This is a genomic window from Agrobacterium tumefaciens (assembly GCF_005221385.1).
GTDB classification, from domain to species: domain Bacteria; phylum Pseudomonadota; class Alphaproteobacteria; order Rhizobiales; family Rhizobiaceae; genus Agrobacterium; species Agrobacterium tomkonis.
Genome location: NZ_CP039904.1, coordinates 403,131 through 420,841, shown reverse-complemented (window position 1 = coordinate 420,841; position 17,711 = coordinate 403,131). Strand labels below are relative to the sequence as shown.

At 58.6% G+C, this 17,711-nt stretch carries 14 protein-coding genes; 10 read left to right on the top strand and 4 right to left on the bottom strand.

The window, feature by feature from the left end; translation table 11 throughout:
* Window positions 1-5 precede the first annotated feature (5 nt).
* The 6 genes from CFBP6623_RS17115 (at window position 6) to CFBP6623_RS17085 (ending at window position 8,174) form a co-directional block, all read left to right on the top strand.
* Window positions 6-842, top strand: a complete 837-nt coding sequence (locus CFBP6623_RS17115; protein ID WP_046801388.1) for a serine hydrolase — start codon at window positions 6-8, stop codon at window positions 840-842.
* A gap of 36 nt (window positions 843-878) precedes the next feature.
* Window positions 879-2,423: an ABC transporter substrate-binding protein gene (locus CFBP6623_RS17110; RefSeq protein WP_046801387.1), complete on the top strand. Its 1,545-nt coding sequence runs from the start codon at window positions 879-881 to the stop codon at window positions 2,421-2,423.
* A 127-nt stretch (window positions 2,424-2,550) separates the two neighbouring features.
* Window positions 2,551-3,993, top strand: coding sequence for a M20 family metallopeptidase (locus tag CFBP6623_RS17105; RefSeq protein WP_046801386.1), 1,443 nt, complete (start codon window positions 2,551-2,553; stop codon window positions 3,991-3,993).
* A gap of 408 nt (window positions 3,994-4,401) precedes the next feature.
* Window positions 4,402-5,331, top strand: coding sequence for a sugar ABC transporter substrate-binding protein (locus CFBP6623_RS17095; RefSeq protein WP_046801385.1), 930 nt, complete (start codon window positions 4,402-4,404; stop codon window positions 5,329-5,331).
* 237 nt (window positions 5,332-5,568) lie between these two features.
* Window positions 5,569-7,110 (top strand): sugar ABC transporter ATP-binding protein, encoded by a 1,542-nt coding sequence (locus CFBP6623_RS17090; RefSeq protein WP_046801384.1) that lies wholly within the window; start codon window positions 5,569-5,571, stop codon window positions 7,108-7,110.
* A gap of 32 nt (window positions 7,111-7,142) precedes the next feature.
* A complete protein-coding gene (locus CFBP6623_RS17085; protein WP_046801383.1) occupies window positions 7,143-8,174 on the top strand; it encodes an ABC transporter permease in 1,032 nt (343 codons plus the stop codon).
* A gap of 100 nt (window positions 8,175-8,274) precedes the next feature.
* Here the strand turns inward: CFBP6623_RS17085 and CFBP6623_RS17080 are convergent, their stop codons facing one another.
* Window positions 8,275-9,030: a gamma-glutamyl-gamma-aminobutyrate hydrolase family protein gene (locus tag CFBP6623_RS17080; protein ID WP_046801382.1), complete on the bottom strand. Its 756-nt coding sequence runs from the start codon at window positions 9,028-9,030 to the stop codon at window positions 8,275-8,277.
* A gap of 292 nt (window positions 9,031-9,322) precedes the next feature.
* On the opposite strand from CFBP6623_RS17080, the gene CFBP6623_RS17075 reads away from it, so the two are divergent.
* The gene (locus CFBP6623_RS17075) at window positions 9,323-10,417 is read left to right on the top strand and encodes a TRAP transporter substrate-binding protein (protein WP_046801381.1); all 1,095 of its coding nucleotides are present in this window, start codon (window positions 9,323-9,325) and stop codon (window positions 10,415-10,417) included.
* Window positions 10,418-10,628: 211 nt separating this feature from the next.
* Here the strand turns inward: CFBP6623_RS17075 and CFBP6623_RS17070 are convergent, their stop codons facing one another.
* Together CFBP6623_RS17070 and CFBP6623_RS17065 are read right to left on the bottom strand one after the other, a co-directional pair.
* Window positions 10,629-12,485: a TRAP transporter large permease gene (locus CFBP6623_RS17070; RefSeq protein WP_046801380.1), complete on the bottom strand. Its 1,857-nt coding sequence runs from the start codon at window positions 12,483-12,485 to the stop codon at window positions 10,629-10,631.
* 1 nt (window position 12,486) lies between these two features.
* Entirely contained in the window at window positions 12,487-13,056 is a 570-nt protein-coding gene (locus CFBP6623_RS17065) for a TRAP transporter small permease subunit (protein ID WP_046801379.1), read from the bottom strand.
* Between the two features lie 420 nt (window positions 13,057-13,476).
* On the opposite strand from CFBP6623_RS17065, the gene CFBP6623_RS17060 reads away from it, so the two are divergent.
* The gene (locus CFBP6623_RS17060; RefSeq protein ID WP_046801378.1) at window positions 13,477-13,701 is read left to right on the top strand and encodes an aa3-type cytochrome c oxidase subunit IV; all 225 of its coding nucleotides are present in this window, start codon (window positions 13,477-13,479) and stop codon (window positions 13,699-13,701) included.
* A gap of 68 nt (window positions 13,702-13,769) precedes the next feature.
* Complete coding sequence (locus CFBP6623_RS17055; protein WP_046801377.1) at window positions 13,770-14,303, top strand: hypothetical protein; 534 nt, start codon at window positions 13,770-13,772, stop codon at window positions 14,301-14,303.
* A 50-nt stretch (window positions 14,304-14,353) separates the two neighbouring features.
* Here the strand turns inward: CFBP6623_RS17055 and CFBP6623_RS17050 are convergent, their stop codons facing one another.
* On the bottom strand, window positions 14,354-15,607 hold the full coding sequence (locus CFBP6623_RS17050) for an NAD(P)/FAD-dependent oxidoreductase (RefSeq protein ID WP_046801376.1): 1,254 nt from the start codon (window positions 15,605-15,607) through the stop codon (window positions 14,354-14,356).
* Between the two features lie 328 nt (window positions 15,608-15,935).
* Here CFBP6623_RS17050 and CFBP6623_RS17045 point away from each other — a divergent pair, with 328 nt between their 5' ends.
* Window positions 15,936-17,672: a methyl-accepting chemotaxis protein gene (locus CFBP6623_RS17045; protein WP_046801375.1), complete on the top strand. Its 1,737-nt coding sequence runs from the start codon at window positions 15,936-15,938 to the stop codon at window positions 17,670-17,672.
* Window positions 17,673-17,711: the final 39 nt, after the last annotated feature.

Below are 17,711 nucleotides of genomic sequence, written 5' to 3'. Positions count from 1 at the left end.
TGACAATGACCGTGGCTGCCCAACTGAATGCGATCTGTGATGCACAGCCTTTCGTGACGCGCTTCATGGTGCGCAATCTCCTGACCGGCGAAGAGATCGGGCGGGGAGAAAACGAGGAGACGCCATCGGGCAGCACCCGCAAGACGTCGATCATGATGGCGGTGCTCAAGGCCGCAAGCGAAGGGCGGATCGATCTCGACCAGCCCGTCACCTATGAAAAGCGGCTGGCGGAAGAGGTTGCGAGCGGCATGTTCCGTTATATGACGCCAGGTATCGTCATTTCGCTACGCGATGCCGTCGCCGGCATGATGGTGCTGAGCGACAATGTCTGCACCAAGATGGTGCTGGAACGGCTGACGCTGGAAGAGGTGGACGGCTATTGCAAGGCGCTCGGCATGGCGAATACCCATCATCGTTTCCTCATTCCGCCGCTGGCGCTGGCGGCTGACCATCCGTTGAAAACCGTCACCACCACCTCGGCGGCGGATCAGGTGCTTCTGCTGCAGACCATTCTCGATGCCCAGTCCTCACCGGAGGCGCAGGCAAAGCTCGGTTGCAGCCCGCAATTGTGCGAATGGGCCATGCAGACGCTGAAAAACCAGATTTTGCGGTATGGAATTCGCTCCCGCTTGCCTTTCGAGGCCGTGGTGGCCAGCAAGAGCGGCCGCGGCAAGCGCGGTCGCATGGATGCCGGCATCGTCTACAAAAATGGCGCGCCGTCCTTCATCATCACCACCTATACCGACGAGGTGCCGCAAACCATGCCTGATGGCACGCCGGGCTATACCATAGCGCTCGAAACGATCGGCCGGCTGGCACAGGCCTGCTGGGACGGTTTTTAATCAATCAATATCAACGACAACAAAGAGGGTAGAACAGTGAAAAAACTTCTTCTCGCAGGCGTTGCCCTGCTCGTGACCGCCAATATGGCCGCAGCACGCGATATCACCATCGCGCAAAGTTCGGATCTGCGCAGCAACAATCCGGGGGTGAACCGCGACGGCAATACGGACGGGGTTATCCTGCACATCGTCGAAGGCCTTGTCGGTTATAACAATGCCGGCGAGGTGAAGCCGCTGCTCGCCGAGAGTGTCGAGGTTGCGCCTGACGGCCTGACCTATACCTTCAAGCTGCGCAAGGACGTGAAATTTCACAATGGCAAGCCACTCACCGCAGAGGATGTCGTCTGGAACTGGACACGTTACCTGAAGCCGGAAACCAAATGGGCGTGCCTCAACGATTTCGCGGAAGGCGGGGCAGCGCATGTCACCGGTGTCAAGGCCAGCGATGCATCCACGGTCGAGATCACCCTTGAAAAACCCTCCGCCGTTTTCCTCGGCCTCATGTCGCGGCCGGAATGCGGTTATACCGGCATGATCTCGCCGGAATCGGTTGCTGCCGATGGCAACTTCGTCAAGCCGATCGGCACTGGGCCGTTCCAGTGGGACGAGTGGAAGAAGGGCGAATATATCCGCCTCGCCAAATTTGCCGATTATGTTTCGCCGGCAAATGACGGCAAGCCGGATGGCATGGTCGGCTCCAAGCGGCCGCTGGCCGACGGCATCAAGTTCATGGTCATTCCCGATGCCTCGACCGTGAAGGCCGGGCTTGAATCCGGCGTGCTCGATACGGCCGAGATTTCTCCCGATCTCATTCCTGAGTTCAAGACCAACGACAAGATGCAGCTCATCGTTGCCCGCAACAACGGCAAGAACCTGTTCTACATCCAGACCCGCGACAAGGTTCTGAGCAATCCCGGCGTGCGCCGCGCCATGGCGATGGCGCTCGATCTCGATGAACTGGTCGCCGCCGCATCCAACGGCACGGGTGAGGCGAACGGTTCGATGGTCTCACAGGACTCGGTTTATTATGACGAGGCCCAGAAAAAGCGCCCGGCCTATGATGTCGAGGCTGCGAAGAAGGAGCTGGAGGCCGCCGGTTACAAGGGCGAGCCGATCTCCATCATCGCCAACAAGCGCGGCAACGTGCCGAGCTTCCCGGCTGCCGTCATGGCGCAGGCCATGATGCAGCAGGCGGGTCTCAATGTGCAGATCGAGGTGCTGGACTATGCCACGCAGGTGGACCGTCGCCGCTCCGGCAATTATCAGGTGATCTCGCAGTCGGTCGCCCCGCGTCTGGACCCGGCGCTGATGTATGCCTTCTATGTCGGCAACAAGGACAAGAACGCCTCGCTGATGTGGGACGATCCGAAAGCGATCGAGCTGATGAAGGCGGCCTATGTCGAGGCCGACCAGACGAAGCGCCAGAAGATTTTCGACGAGTTTCACGAACTGATGCTGAAGGAAATGCCGGGCATCTTCCTTTACGACATGGTCGATGTCTGGGGCGCGACGAAGAAGTTGAAGGGCCAGCCGGTCTGGCAGTCGAACGCCCGCCTCTGGGAAGTCTCGGTCGACAACTGATCCACTATCGCCCGCGCCGAAGGCGGACCCCGGCGCGGGCTTTCCATCATAGAGCGTAAGGATTTGGCGGTGCCTCCGCCGAAGTGCTTGCGCGTGCCCGCAAAGGGCGGAAATGCGAGGACAAGCCATGAACCGTGATGCCGTGATGTCGATTGCCGCCGAAGTCGAGGCCATGAAGCCTGATTTCACCACCTTGAGCGACAGCATCTGGGATTTTGCCGAGCTGAAATTCGAAGAGCAGCAATCCGCCGGCGTTCTGGCAAAAGCGCTTGAGGAAAACGGCTTTGCGGTTCGCCGCGGCGTGGCAGGCATGGACACGGCCTTCATCGGCGAATTCGGCAGCGGCAAGCCGGTCATCGCTTTCCTCGGTGAATTCGATGCGCTGGCCGGCATGAGCCAGCTGGCCGATGTGGCACAGGTGCAGCCGCGCGAGGCGGGCGCCACAGGCCATGGCTGCGGTCACAACCTGCTCGGCGTCGGCTCGCTGATGGCCGCCATTGCGCTGGCCCGGCATCTGAAAGCCAACAATCTGCCCGGCACGGTGCGTTATTACGGTTGCCCCGGCGAGGAGGGCGGTTCCGGCAAGACCTTCATGGTGCGCGCCGGCCTGTTCGACGATGTCGATGCGGCTCTGACCTGGCATCCGGCACCCTTCAACGGCGTGCGTTCCACCAACAATCTGGCCGTGCTGGAATATTTTTATCGTTTCAAGGGTGTTGCGGCCCATGCCTCCAATGCCGCCCATCTCGGCCGCTCGGCGCTCGATGCCGTTGAACTCATGAATGTCGGCGTCAACTTCCTGCGCGAACACATGCCGCAGGATTGCCGGGTGCATTATGCAATCACCGACACCGGCGGCAAGGCGGCGAATGTGGTGCAGGCGAAGGCGGAAGTCCTCTATCTGATCCGCGCGCCGGAAATGCGCCAGGCGCTCGACCTCGCAGCAAGGGTGGACAAGGTCGCGCGCGGCGCGGCGATGATGACCGAAACCGAGGTGGAGATCGTCTTCGATACCGCCTCCACCAACCTTCTGCCCAACATAACGCTGGAAACGGCGATGCATGAAAACATGGTGACGCTTGGGCCCATCGCCTTTGATGAGGCGGATATCGACTTCGCCAAACGCATACAGGATACGTTTACCGAAGAAGCGATCAAAAGCAGCATCCGGCTCTACCAGATAAAGGGTGACGTCTTTTCCAACCGGAAGGTCGATGGTTCGACGCCCCTGCATCTCGGCCTGCGTGATTTCGAGGGCGAGTCGCATTTTCGGGCGGGTTCCACCGATGTCGGCGACGTCAGCTGGATCACGCCGACGGCGCAGTGCTGGACGCCGGCCTGGGCGATCGGGACCAATCCGCATACCTGGCAGGTGGTGGCACAGGGCAAAAGCCCCGCCGCCCACAAGGCCATGGCGCATGCCGCCAAGACGCTGGCATCGACCGGTCTTTCGTTGATGACCTCGCCTGAACTGCTTGCCAGCGCTAAAAGGGAATGGCGGGAAAAGACGGAAGGCGGCGACTATGTCTGCCCCATTCCTGCGGATGTGATGCCCGGCTCGCACGGGTAGGCCGCGCTTGCGGCGACGTCCGTCTCGGCGGCGAAGCGCCCGATATTGACGGCAGACCTTGCACCACGCTCGACATCATCCTCTGGCTCGTTCCGAGCATCCATAATTTCAACGGCTTATGGATCCCCGCCTCAAGGGCGGGGATGACACGGGAAAGATTTGGCACGCCTTTCGGCATCCGGTCTCAGTACCCGGTTCTCCTTAAAACTCCCGTCATCACCGCCTTGTGTGCCGCTTCGCTGTCAGACCGCGAAGAAAACATTGACGTTCGAACCAAAAATGGAATAAATATATCGAACGGCAGAAAATCGGTTTCATTATTCCGTTTTCTGGATGAGGTAGCGGCGGGCTTTCGGGTCCGCTTCCGGCTGGGAGAGGTGGCGCCGGACACCATGGAGGAGAAAAACAATGAAGAAGCTTATCATCAGTGCGGCCATGTCTGTGCTTCTGGGCACGGCAGCTCATGCGGAGACCGTCGGTGTTTCGATGGCCCTGTTCGACGACAACTTCCTGACCGTGCTGCGCAACGGCATGCAGGACTATTCCAAGGAACTGAAGGGCGTTACCCTGCAGGTTGAAGACGCTCAGAACGACGTTGCCAAGCAGCAGAGCCAGATCCAGAATTTCATCGCTTCCAAGGTCGATGCGATCATCGTCAACCCGGTTGATACGGATGCGACGGCGGCCATGTCGAAACTTGCCGCTGAAGCCAAGATTCCGCTGGTCTACGTCAACCGTCAGCCGGTAAACGTCGATACCCTGCCGGATGGACAGGCATTCGTCGCCTCTGACGAGACCGTGGCCGGCACGCTTGAAGCAAAAGAAGTCTGCCGCCTTCTCGGTGGCAAGGGCAAGGCCGTCATCATGATGGGCGAGCTTTCGAACCAGGCGGCACGCATGCGCACACAGTCTGCAAAGGATGTTTTGCAGACCGACGAATGCAAGGGCATTTCGGTTGTTGAAGAGCAGACCGCCAACTGGCAGCGCACGCAGGGTTCCGACCTTGTCACCAACTGGCTCTCCAGCGGTATCGAATTCAACGCCGTTATCGCCAACAATGATGAAATGGCGATCGGCGCGGTTCAGGCGCTGAAAGCCGCCGGCAAGGACATGAAGGACTATGTCGTTGCCGGTGTTGACGCCACCCAGGACGCTCTTGCTGCCATGCAGGCGGGCGATCTCGACGTGACTGTTTTCCAGGATGCTGCCGGCCAGGGCAAGGGCGCTCTCGACGCAGCGCTGAAGCTCGTCAAGGGCGACAAGGTCGACAAGAAGGTCTACATTCCCTTCCAGCTCGTCACGCCTGAGAACGTCAAGGGTTACGTGGCCAAGAACTGACGATCCCGTTTCGGCATCTGTGCTCGATTGAAATAACATCGGGAGCAGGTGCCGGACCCGGACGCCAACGGAAGGCCCAGCCTGCGGGCTGATGTGGAAAATATAATTTCAGTGAATTCAAAGTGTTACAGCGCCCATGCCTGTCTTTGTTGACACGGCGCTGTAAGCCTCCCCGGAGGAAGGCCGCGATTTCGCAGGCCCATTTTCCGGTCATTTTTGTCTATTGTGGAGGGTGAGATGGTCGTCAGTCCATCGACAATGGCCGCGGTGCGCGCCAGCGGCGTCGTGCCGAATGCAGAATTTCTTCTGGCAGCGGACGGTATACGCAAGGAATTTCCCGGTGTCGTGGCGCTTGATGATGTGTCGTTCCACCTCAAGCGCGGCACCGTGCATGCGCTGATGGGCGAGAACGGCGCCGGCAAATCGACGCTGATGAAGATTCTCGCTGGTATCTACCAGCCGGACATTGGTGAAATCCGCCTGAAAGGTGCTCCGATACGCCTCGATTCCCCACTCGATGCGCTCGAAAACGGCATTGCCATGATCCATCAGGAACTCAACCTGATGGCCTATATGACGGTGGCCGAAAACATCTGGATCCGCCGCGAGCCGAAAAACCGGTTTGGTTTCATCGACCATGGTGAAATGTATCGCCGCACGGAGACGCTGCTTGAAAGGCTCGGCATCGACCTAGACCCGGAAACACGCGTCGGCGAGCTGTCGGTCGCGAGCCGTCAGATGGTCGAGATCGCCAAGGCAGTTTCTTACGATTCCGACGTTCTGATCATGGACGAGCCGACATCGGCGCTGACCGAGCGCGAGGTCGAGCATCTTTTCCGAATTATCCGCGACCTCAGGGAACGTGGTATCGGCATCGTCTACATCACCCACAAGATGAACGAGCTGTTCGAGATCGCCGACGAATTCTCCGTTTTCCGCGACGGCAAATATATCGGCACACACGCGTCCACCGATGTGACGCGTGACGACATCATCCGCATGATGGTGGGCCGCGAAATCACGCAGATGTTCCCGAAGGAAGAGGTTCCGATCGGCGATGTGGTGCTGTCGGTCAAGAACCTGACGCTTGATGGTGTTTTCCATGATGTGTCGTTCGATGTCCGCGCCGGCGAAATTCTGGGTGTTGCTGGTCTTGTCGGCTCGGGACGCTCCAATGTTGCCGAGACGGTGTTCGGCGTCACGCCTGCCTCCTCTGGTACCGTTGCAATCGACGGTAAACAGGTTGCGATCGACAGCCCGACAGAGGCCATCCGCCACCGCATGGCGTTCCTGACCGAGGACCGCAAGGATACGGGATGTCTGCTGATCCTCAACATTCTGGAGAACATGCAGATCGCCGTCCTGCAGGACAAATATGTCGCCAATGGCTTCGTGCAGGAAAGCGCCCTTTCGGATGCCTGCGAAGAGATGTGCCGCAAGCTGCGGGTCAAGACGCCGCATCTATACGAGCGTATCGAAAACCTGTCCGGCGGTAACCAGCAGAAGGTGCTGATCGGTCGCTGGATGCTGACCAAGCCGCGCATCCTCATTCTGGATGAGCCGACGCGCGGCATCGATGTCGGGGCCAAGGCGGAGATTCACAAGCTGGTTTGCGAGATGGCGCGCCAAGGCGTCGCCGTCATCATGATTTCCTCCGAAATGCCGGAGGTTCTGGGTATGAGCGACCGTGTCATGGTCATGCATGAGGGTCGAGTGACGGGTTTCCTTGACAGAAGTGAAGCCACGCAGGTGAAGGTGATGGATCTCGCATCGCGGTGAGGCGCGCCGGGATTTCTCGAGGAGGAATGATTATGAATACGAACGCCACCGCCAACGCAGAGTTGGATGCAAAATCCGGACGCAAGCCGCACAGGCGCATACCGCCGGAAGCCAATATCTTTTTCGTGCTGATCGGCATCGCGCTGGTCTATGAAATACTCGGCTGGATTTTCATCGGCCAGAGCTTCCTGATGAACCAGCAGCGACTGACGATCATGATCCTGCAGGTGTCAGTGATCGGCATCATCGCCGTGGGCGTGACGCAGGTCATCATTACCGGCGGCATCGACCTGTCCTCCGGTTCGGTTGTCGGCCTGACGGCGATGCTGTCTGCCAGCGTGGCGCAATCTTCCACCTGGCCGCGGGCGCTTTACCCTGGCCTCACCGACCTGCCATTCTTCATACCGCTCGCTGTCGGCATATTGGCCGGGGCTTTGGCCGGGTTCATCAACGGGCAGCTGATTGCGCGCACGAAAATCCCGCCCTTCATCGCAACACTCGGCATGATGGTGACGGCGCGTGGTCTTTCCAAGTGGTACACGAAGGGCCAGCCGATTTCCGGCCTGACCGATGGCTTCAACTTCATCGGCACGGGCATCTGGCCGGTCGTCGTTTTCCTCGTCGTTGCCACCATCTTCCACATCGCGCTGCGTTACACGCGTTATGGCAAGTTCACCTATGCGATCGGCGCTAACCAGCAGGCGGCACGTGTTTCCGGTATCAATATCGAGGCGCATCTGATCAAGGTCTATGCCATTGCCGGCATGCTGGCTGGTCTTGCCGGTGTCGTCACCGCCGCCCGTGCACAGACGGCGCAGGCCGGCATGGGCGTGATGTATGAACTCGACGCCATCGCCGCAGCCGTCATCGGCGGCACGTCGCTTGCCGGCGGCGCTGGCCGCATCACCGGAACGGTCATCGGCACCATCATTCTCGGCGTCATGACATCAGGCTTCACGTTCCTCAGGGTCGATGCCTATTACCAGGAGATCGTCAAAGGCCTGATCATCGTGGCTGCCGTCGTCGCCGACGTTTACCGACAGAAGAAACGCGCAAAGCGCTAAGCACTCCTCCTCCCGGACTTGGGGCAAGCTTTCAGGCTTGCCCCTTTTTTATGCGCTGGCCTCGGATACGCGATTTGCGTTGGAGGGCAGGGGGCGATTTTTAGGTCTTGCTGTTTCGGTATTCGTGAACAGCCTTGCCGAAGGCCTCGAACAAGGCGCGCGATGGCGCATCCGTCTCGGCCCAATATTCCGGATGCCATTGCACGCCGACCGCAAAGCCCTTGGCGTCGATGACGGAAACGGCTTCGATGGTACCGTCGGCCGCCGTAGCTTCGACCTGCAGGCGCGGCGCTGTCTCGGCAATTGCCTGCCGGTGCAGCGAATTGATCTGGATTTCGCCCGACATGCCGAGGTGCTGCGCAATGCAGGAGCCTTCACGCACCTGCACCGGCTGGCGAATGGCAAAGGCCACGTCACGGTCGTCATGTTCGGGTTTGCGGTGATCCCAGACGCCGGGCTGCTCCTGAATTTCCGAAGCAAGCGTGCCGCCGAGCGCAACGTTTAATTCCTGAATGCCGCGACAGATGGCCAGCATCGGAATGCCGCGTTCGATGGCGCGGCGAATGAGCGGCAGGCTGGTCGCGTCGCGGGCGGGATCGAAGGGGCCGTCGCTTTCCCGTGCCTCTTTGCCGTAAAGGGCAGGGTGAACATTGGTTGCCGAGCCGGAGACGAGCAGGCCGTCTACCCGGTCCAGAATGGCGTCGACCTCGTTACCGTCCTCGAAAGCCGGAACGATGAAGGACATGACGCCGGCAACCTTCAACGCTGCGGAAAGATACTGGTTCTGCGCGGCGTGCCAGTCGGCTCCGGCGAAATGCCTTATGTCGGCGGGAACGGCAATGATGGGTTTTGGCATGGTGGCTCCGGGACGAATCTCCGAAATTTGTGCGACTGCAGGTGAGCCAAGTCAAGCAGGTGTTTTGCGTTTTGCCGGTAATGGATGCGCCTAAAGTATAAGGCGTCGCGAGGATATTTCAGTTGCAAATAAAATACGAAGGAGACTTTCCGAAAAGGCCGGTTTTCCGCGATTAATTCTCGTCGCGGGCGCTTGTCAGTCAGGCGGTAACCGTGCTTACTTTGCTGTGATGCCTGAACAGCAAGAGGGGAATTCAAAGCTGCGGGCAGCGTTCATATCTGGGAGGATATAGATGGATCGCCGTTCCTTTATGAAAAAAGGTGCGCTTGCGGGAGCCGCGACGGCTCTGGCCGCGCCTGCCATTGCACAGCAGAATACCAAGATCACCTGGCGTCTGACGTCGTCGTTTCCGAAATCGCTCGACACCATCTATGGCGGTGCCGAGGATATTGCCAAGCACGTTGCCGCCGCAACCGATGGCAATTTTACCATCCAGCCCTTTGCCGCGGGCGAAATCGTGCCCGGCCTGCAGGCGGCCGATGCCGTGTCATCAGGCACGGTGGAAATGTGCCACACCTGTTCCTATTATTACGTCGGCAAGGATCCGACCTTTGCCATCGGCACGGCGATACCCTTCGGTCTTAACGCCCGCCTGACCAATTCCTGGTTTTATGAAGGCAATGGCAACAAGCTGCTCAACGAATTTTACGCCAAGCACAATCTCTACGGCATGATCTCCGGTAATACCGGCGCGCAGATGGGTGGCTGGTTCCGCAAGGAAATCAACACCGTCGAAGATTTCAAGGGCGTGAAGATGCGCATTGCCGGCCTTGCCGGCAAGGTGGTGGAAAAGCTTGGCGTCGTGCCGCAGCAGATCGCCGGCGGCGACATCTATCCGGCACTGGAAAAAGGCACCATCGACGCTGCCGAATGGGTTGGTCCCTATGACGACCACAAGCTCGGTTTCTACAAGGTTGCGAAATATTATTATTATCCGGCCTTCTGGGAAGGCGGCCCGGTCATCCATTCCTTCGTCAATCTGGACAAATGGAACAGCCTGCCGAAGAACTACCAGACGGTGTTGCAGGATGCCTGCGCCTTCGCCAACACCAGCATGATGGCGAAATATGACGCCAAAAACCCGACGGCGGTGCGGCAACTGGTGGCTGAAGGGGCTGTTCTGCGGCCGTTCAGCCAGGAAATCCTTGAAGCTTGCTACAAGGCTGCGCTGGAAGTCTATGCCAATATCTCGGCATCCAACCCCGACTTCAAAAAGATTTACGAGGACCAGGTGGCCTTCAAGCGAGAGGGCTATCTGTGGATGCAGCTTGCGGAATATACGTTTGATACATTCATGATGATTCAGCAGCGCAACGGAAAGCTCTGATCTTTCGGTAAAGGCGGACCGGCAGAAAGCCCCGGGGACTTCGGTCTCCGGGGCTTTTTGTTTTTTAGCAGGAATTGCGGCCTCGTTGGCCTGTCACCAGGCATTGTTCAATTTGCGGCATCCGCGTGCCTGATGCCCTGGATGGGCAATGGGTCGGCGCAGCGTTTCGCGGATCGCTCTCGATCACCGCCGCGCTGCGCCGGCCGTGCTTTTATGGCCCGATCTTGGGTGGCTGGCTAAGGTCGGGTTGGGTCGGCGCGGGCTGCTGAGGTTGCGGTTCGCCCAAATTGAGCGGTGGCAAACCGAGTGCCGGTGGTGCCGCCGGAGCCTGGTTCTCCTGGCCGGATGGGGCTGGAGCCGGCCCGCCGAGGTTGAGCGGCGGCAGACCCATGGATGGCTGTTGCTGAGCACCGCCGCCGAGCGGAGGCAATGACAGGCCGTTGCTTCCCGGCCCGCCGGGTATCTCGATCTTGATGGTGCTGGGATCAACGCTGGTGTGGCCACTCTTGTACGTCAGGACCAAACCGGGGAATGCGATGACGACCAGGATCATCACAAACTGGATGACGATGTAGGGGAATACACCCTTGTATATTTCCGTTGTTTTCACGCCGGGCATTTTTTTGCCCGTTACCTTGTCCACCCAGGTGGAGTTGGGCGCGATTGAGCGCAGGAAGAAAAGCGAAAAGCCGAAGGGCGGGGTCAGGAACGAGGTTTGCAGGTTGATGCCGAGAATGATGCCGAACCAGACGAGATCGATCCCGAGCTTGTCGGCTACCGGGGCGAGCAACGGCACCATGATGAAGGCGATTTCAAAGAAGTCGAGAAAGCAGCCCAGAATGAAAATGATGATCGTGACAACGATCAGGAAGCCGTATTCCCCACCGGGCAGGGCAAGCAGCAATTCCTCAATCCAGACATTGCCGTTGATGCCATAGAAGGTCAGGCCGAAAACGCGGGCGCCGATGAGGATCATCATGACGAAGGCGGAAAGCTTCGTCGTTGCATCCAGCGCATTCTTGACGATCGCAAGGGAAAGTCTGCCTTTGGCGAGCGCGAGGATAAGCGCGCCGGTTGCGCCCATCGCGCCGCCTTCGGTCGGCGTGGCAATGCCGAGGAAGATGGTGCCGAGGACCAGGAATATGAGTGCCAGTGGCGGCACCAGAACGATGATGACCTGTTCGGCGAGACGAGAAATGACCTTCTTGCTGGCGGCGCTATTAAAAATAGCAACGAGATAAACCGCAAATACGGCGAAGGCGAGCGCCGTGACGAGCCGCCATTCCGGGCTTGTTATGCCGCTGAAGAGCACATGCATGCCGAGGAAATAAAGCGCCACTGAAAGTGCGATCATCACCAGCAGCGAAGTAACGCCGTTTCCGAGAGTGCGGGCTTCCTTTGGAAGCGCGGGCACGAGCGCTGGTTTGAAAATTGAAATGGCGAAGATGTAGGCGCAATAGGTCGCGACGATCAAAAGCGCGGGGTAGAGTGCGCCGACATACATGTCACCGACCGAACGGCCGAGCTGGTCCGCCATGACGATCAGGACGAGAGACGGCGGGACGATCTGGGCCAGTGTTCCGGAGGCGGCGATCGTGCCCGCGACGAGCGGACGGTTATAGCCGTAACGCATCATGATCGGCAGCGAGATAAGGCCCATCGCCATGACGGAAGCCGCCACGACGCCGGTGGTGGCGCCGAGCAACGCGCCAACGAGAATGACCGCATAGGCGAGGCCGCCACGGATCGGACCGAAAAGCTGGCCTATCGTATCGAGAAGATCCTCCGCCATGCGGGAACGCTCGAGAATGATGCCCATGAAGGTGAAAAATGGGATCGACAACAGGGTATCATTATACATGATCCCGTAGATGCGTTCCGGATGAGATTGCAATAATGGCCAGAAGAGGCGGATTTCCGGAGAAATCCACGATAGCTCCACGCCCAGAGCGAAATAGATGAGGCCGCCGGCGGCCAGGGTGAAGGCAACGGGATAACCGAGCAACAGCATCAGCATCACGCTGCTGAACATGACCAGCGGCAGGTTGTGCGCAATCAAGTCTATCATGTCAGTTCCCTGCCGTGCCGTGGGTTTCTGTTTCGGAATCGGACAGCACCGTTTCGCGGGGATCATCAATATATCCCGCAATCACTGCATATCGCTTGATGATTTCCGAAAACGCCTGAAGCAGAAGCAGAGCAAAGCCCAGCAGGACAACAAGTTTTGCGGGCCAGATGATCAGCCCGCCGGCGTTGGACGACATTTCTCCGGATTTGAAGGAGACCCAGAACCACGGCCATGCCAGATAGGTCATCAATCCGGCAAATGGGACGAGGAAAATGATGTGAAGCACGAAATCGACGATGTCGCGCGTGCGCTTCGACCATGTGGACGACAGGATATCGATCCTTACATGTTCGTTTTTCAGAAGCGCGTAAGCCGCCGCCAGCATGAAAACGGTGCCGTAGAGATACCATTGCACCTCGAGCCATGCGTTTGACGACATGTCGAACATCTTGCGCACGACGGCATTGGTGGCGCTGATCAGGACGGCTGCCAGCAACAACCAGGACACAGACTGACCGATAACCGTGGTGACCGTATCAACGGCCCGGCTGATTCCCAAAAAAATTTTCACTTTCCCCTCCTCAGGACCAGATACAAGGTCCGGACCGCGGCTTTTTTTAGTGGCGGTTTATTGAACTTGCCGCCAAGCAAGTTCGTTTTTTGTTGTTTGCAGGTGCTTATTGAACCGCTTTTCAAAAAGCAACTCAGAACGGTATGGTCATCCTCCGAGAACCCCGTATGGCAAGCACTTGCAATGATTTATCGTGCACTGATTTTGCCTTGGGCGCTACAGCATGGCCCTTCTGCTGCGGATTAAAATTCGTTTTTCCACGGATGTCGGAACCAACCGCGCGGGTTGATGATCCATTGCACTTTTCAGCGACTTCATGTTACCTCTGGCTCCGGAGAATCCGGCGTATGCCCGTGATCGCGGGCAGGCCAAGTTCCCTCGCGGTACGGGAATGTCGGATGGAGCAAAAGGGGAAGCGGAATGAGCGAACACCACACAGGCCCGGTCGAAGTTGGTGCCGAGATGAATTACGCCGAGCATGAAAAGACCTATAACGGTTTTCTGGCTTTGACGAAATACGGCACCATGCTTCTGTGCGTGCTGATGCTGGCCATGGTCGCTGGTTTCTTCGCGTCCGCAGGTTTTCTTGGCGGCCTTATCGTGTTTCTCGTGCTTTCTGCCGCAGGCTTTATTCTGCTGCGCTGAACGATCTCCTTCGCGAGCGGTTTCCCGGCGCGGAAACCCGGTGACACCGGACATCGGAAAGGCGAGCCATGAAACGCCTGATATCCTGCCTGATCCTGTTTGCGGCGCTTTCACAGCCCGTTCTGTCGCGGGATCTTTTGCCGTCTGAGCAGGACAGGCTGCATACGCAGATTGAACGGTTCAGCGCCGCCTTGAACGGACAGGATTTCGAAACCGTCGGCAAGACGGTACCGCCCAAAATCTTCGAATTTATCGCAAGCGATGCGGGCGTGACCGTCGAGCAATTGCGCAGCGCCTTGACGACGCAGATGCAGATGGCGCTCGCGGCGGTCAAGATAACCGAATTCACCATGGATAAAGGCGCGATCAGCGTTGAGCAAACGCCTGATGGAACGCCCTATGCGCTCATTCCGACAAAGACGGTGATGGAAACCGGCGGGCAGACGATCGAGGCAAAATCCCATACACTGGCCTTGATGGACGGCACGGACTGGTATCTGCTGCGTGTGAGCGATCAGCAGCAGGTCACGATCCTGCGAAAAGTCTATCCGTCCTTCGCCACGGTGGAATTCCCTGACGATTCCATGCAGCCGGTGAAATAACCCGCATATTGCTGTCAGTGCAGCTTTGGGGCGGGCTCCTCGTTCTTCGCTTACGAAAAACGCCCCGGTCGGAAAGGATCGACCGAAATCGTGGTCTCTTCGCCGTTCGCCAGCTGGGTCACGAGGCGGGCAGTGGCAGCTGATTGCGTCAGTCCCAGATGGCCATGGCCGAAGGCGTAGATGACGGAGGGTGTGGTACGCGCGGTGCTGATGACGGGAAGACAGTCCGGCATTGACGGGCGGAAACCCATCCATTGCGTTCCGCCTTCCATCTTGAGACCCGGCAGGAAGCGCCCCGCCTTTTTCAGCATCGCTTCCGACCGTTTGAAGTTCGGCTCCAGCTCCAGCCCACCGAGCTCGACCGCGCCGCCGATGCGGATGCCTGAAGAAAGCGGTGTCACGACAAAGCCGTGATCGTTGAAATAGAGCTGGCGCGTCAGGTTGAAGGCGCTTGCGGGCAGGGTGGTGTTGTAACCGCGCTCGGTTTCCAGCGGCACGATATTGCCAAGCGTCGCGGCAAGTTTCTTCGACCAGGCGCCGCAGGCGACTACCACCCTGTCGGCATCGATCTTGTCGCCATTTTCCAGGGTGACGATCGTGCTTTCACCAACGGCGTCGATGCGTTCCGCCTCACCCTTGCGCAGGCTTGCGCCGCGGGCAATCACCAGATCGAAAATGGCGCGGGTGAAATCAAAGGGGTCGGAGACCTGCAGGCCATCAGGGGAGAACATGGCATGGCGGAACTGCGGGGCAAGGCCCGGCTGCAGTTCGTCTATTTCATTACGGCCGACACGCTCAAAGGAGAAACCCGCGCGTTGCTTCTCATCCCAGTCCCTTGCCGCGGCATTCAAGCTTGCTTCGCTGTCATAGAGATCGAGTGTACCGGTTTTTGAAACGAAGGATGAAAGCTCCGGCATGGCGGCGACATGCGCCATTTCATTGGCGGCCAGCCGGTTGATCTCGCTGAGTACCCTCAGCCCATGACGAAAGTTGCGCTCGGCGCTGGCACGCCAGAAACGCCAGAGCCAGGGGGCAATCTTTGCGGCATAGGCTGGTGGCACGCTGAGCGGGCCGAGCGGATCGAAAAGCCAGCGTGGTGCTTTCTTCATGATGCCAGGTGAGGGTATGGGGATGATTTCCGGAAAGGCCAGGATGCCGGCATTGCCGGAACTTGCGCCGCGGGCAACTTCGCCGCGTTCCAGAAGAACAACCTCACGTCCGGCATTTTGCAGGTAAAGCGCCGCCATGGAACCGATAATGCCGGTGCCGATCACTAGCACGTCGCATTTCAGGGTTTTGGTCATTAGCGCTCCTGCAACACAAATCTTTCAAGCCCGCCATAACAATGAATGCGGTTTCAATGAAAGGCCGCATTGCGCCGCAGCCGCAGAAATATCAGCACTGTGGCAAATAAGCGGTCCACATCTGAGGAGATGCCACATGCTGGAGGGTTGGGGCCTCTCGGTTTTTTGTCAGCAAATTCGGTCTTTGAGACGATGGTTATAACTCATCATTAATCGCTATTTAACGGTGTCCCGCTAGTTTGCCTGCGGGCAGACCGATCGGTTTCATCTCTTGTTTATTCAGGGTTGAGGAGGTCCGCAAACTGGTCATTGTTGGGGGTTCGAAAGCATGTCTCACTTTTCTAAATTTGGTTTGGATGCATCTGCAGTGCTGGAAGCCCTGAACCGCTCACAGGCCATCATCGAGTTTGATCTGACCGGCAAGGTTCTCAAAGCGAACGATAATTTCTGCAAGGCCATCGGCTATAGCCAAAACGAGATCGTCGGGCTCCATCACCGCACGTTCCTTTCCGCCGAAGATGCGGCGTCTGCGTCGTACAAGGCTTTCTGGGAAAAACTGTCGCGCGGCGAGCACGACAAGGGGCAATATCGCCGGCGCGCGAAAAGCGGCGCGGATATCTGGATCGAAGCCTCCTACAATCCGGTCTTCCGTTTCGGCAAACCCTACAAGGTCGTCAAGATTGCGACCGACATTACGGCCATCAAGCGCCAGAGCGCCGATGACAACGGCAAGCTCGCGGCACTCTCCCGTGCCCAGGCCATGATCGAGTTTTCGCCGGATGGAACGATCCTCAGCGCCAACGAAAATTTCCTCGAAGCGATGGGATATCAGGCGCAGGAGATCATCGGCAAGAACCACTCCATGTTCTGCGAACCTTCTTATGCCAGGTCGACGGAATACCGCACCTTCTGGGAAGAACTGCGAACCGGCCGTTTCTCCACCGGCCAGTTCATGCGGCTTGGCAAGGATGGCAAACGCATCTTCATCCAGGCATCGTATAATCCAATCCTCGATGATCGGGGGCAGGTCTTCAAGGTTGCCAAATTCGCCTTTGACGTGTCGGACCGGGTGCATGCCGTGGAAGAGCTCGGCGCGGCGCTGGAGCGACTTTCCCAATGCAACATCCGCGTCACGCTGGACAAGCCGTTCGTCGGCGAGTTCGAGGGGCTGCGGCGGGACTTCAACAAGTCCATCGCGGAATTCCAGAAGACGCTGGAGAATGTTCTCGGCCAGACCGGTGACCTGACCCGCAGCAGCCAGGAAGTGAGTGAAGCCTCCGTCAATCTTGCCGAGCGCTCCCGCGAGCAGGCGGTGGCGCTGGAAGAGACCTCGGCAGCGCTTGAAGAGATAACCGCGACGGTTCGCTCGTCCACCGAGAACATGAAAGAGACACGCAAACTCGTGCAGAGCGCGCGGACATCCACGGTAGCCTCCACGGAAGTGGTCGAGCGGACGGTGGATGCGATGCAGCGCATCGAGACGGCATCGCGCGAAATCAGCCAGATCATCGGTGTTATCGACGAGATTGCTTTCCAGACCAACCTTCTGGCGCTGAATGCCGGCGTTGAGGCGGCGCGGGCGGGTGATGCCGGCAAGGGCTTTGCCGTCGTGGCGCAGGAAGTGCGCGAACTTGCGCAGCGTTCCGCCAATGCCGCCAAGGAAATCAAGGCGCTCATCAACAATTCCGGCAGCGAGGTTCTCGAAGGCGTCAGGCTGGTCGGCGAGACCGGCGAGGCGCTGAAGCAGATCGACGCGCTGGTCAGACACATCGACGGCAATGTCGAGATGATTTCAAAGGCGGCCGACGAACAGGCCGTTGGCATCAGCGAAATCAACAAGGCGGTCAACCGGCTCGACCGGATGACGCAGGAAAATGCGGCGATGAGCGCGCGCACCACCGCAATCAGCGCCACGCTGGCTCAGGGTGCCGATGTGCTTGCGCAGCTTGTCAGCCTGTTCAAACTGAACCGCCGTAACGTTCAGCGTGAAGACGGATCGTCCGTCCGGTCGGAATTTTCAAATGCCGGCCGGCGCGATCAACAGGCGGGGCGCGCTGCGGCGTGACAGGGCGGGGCATCTGCCCGCCCTGACTTGTCTATGAGA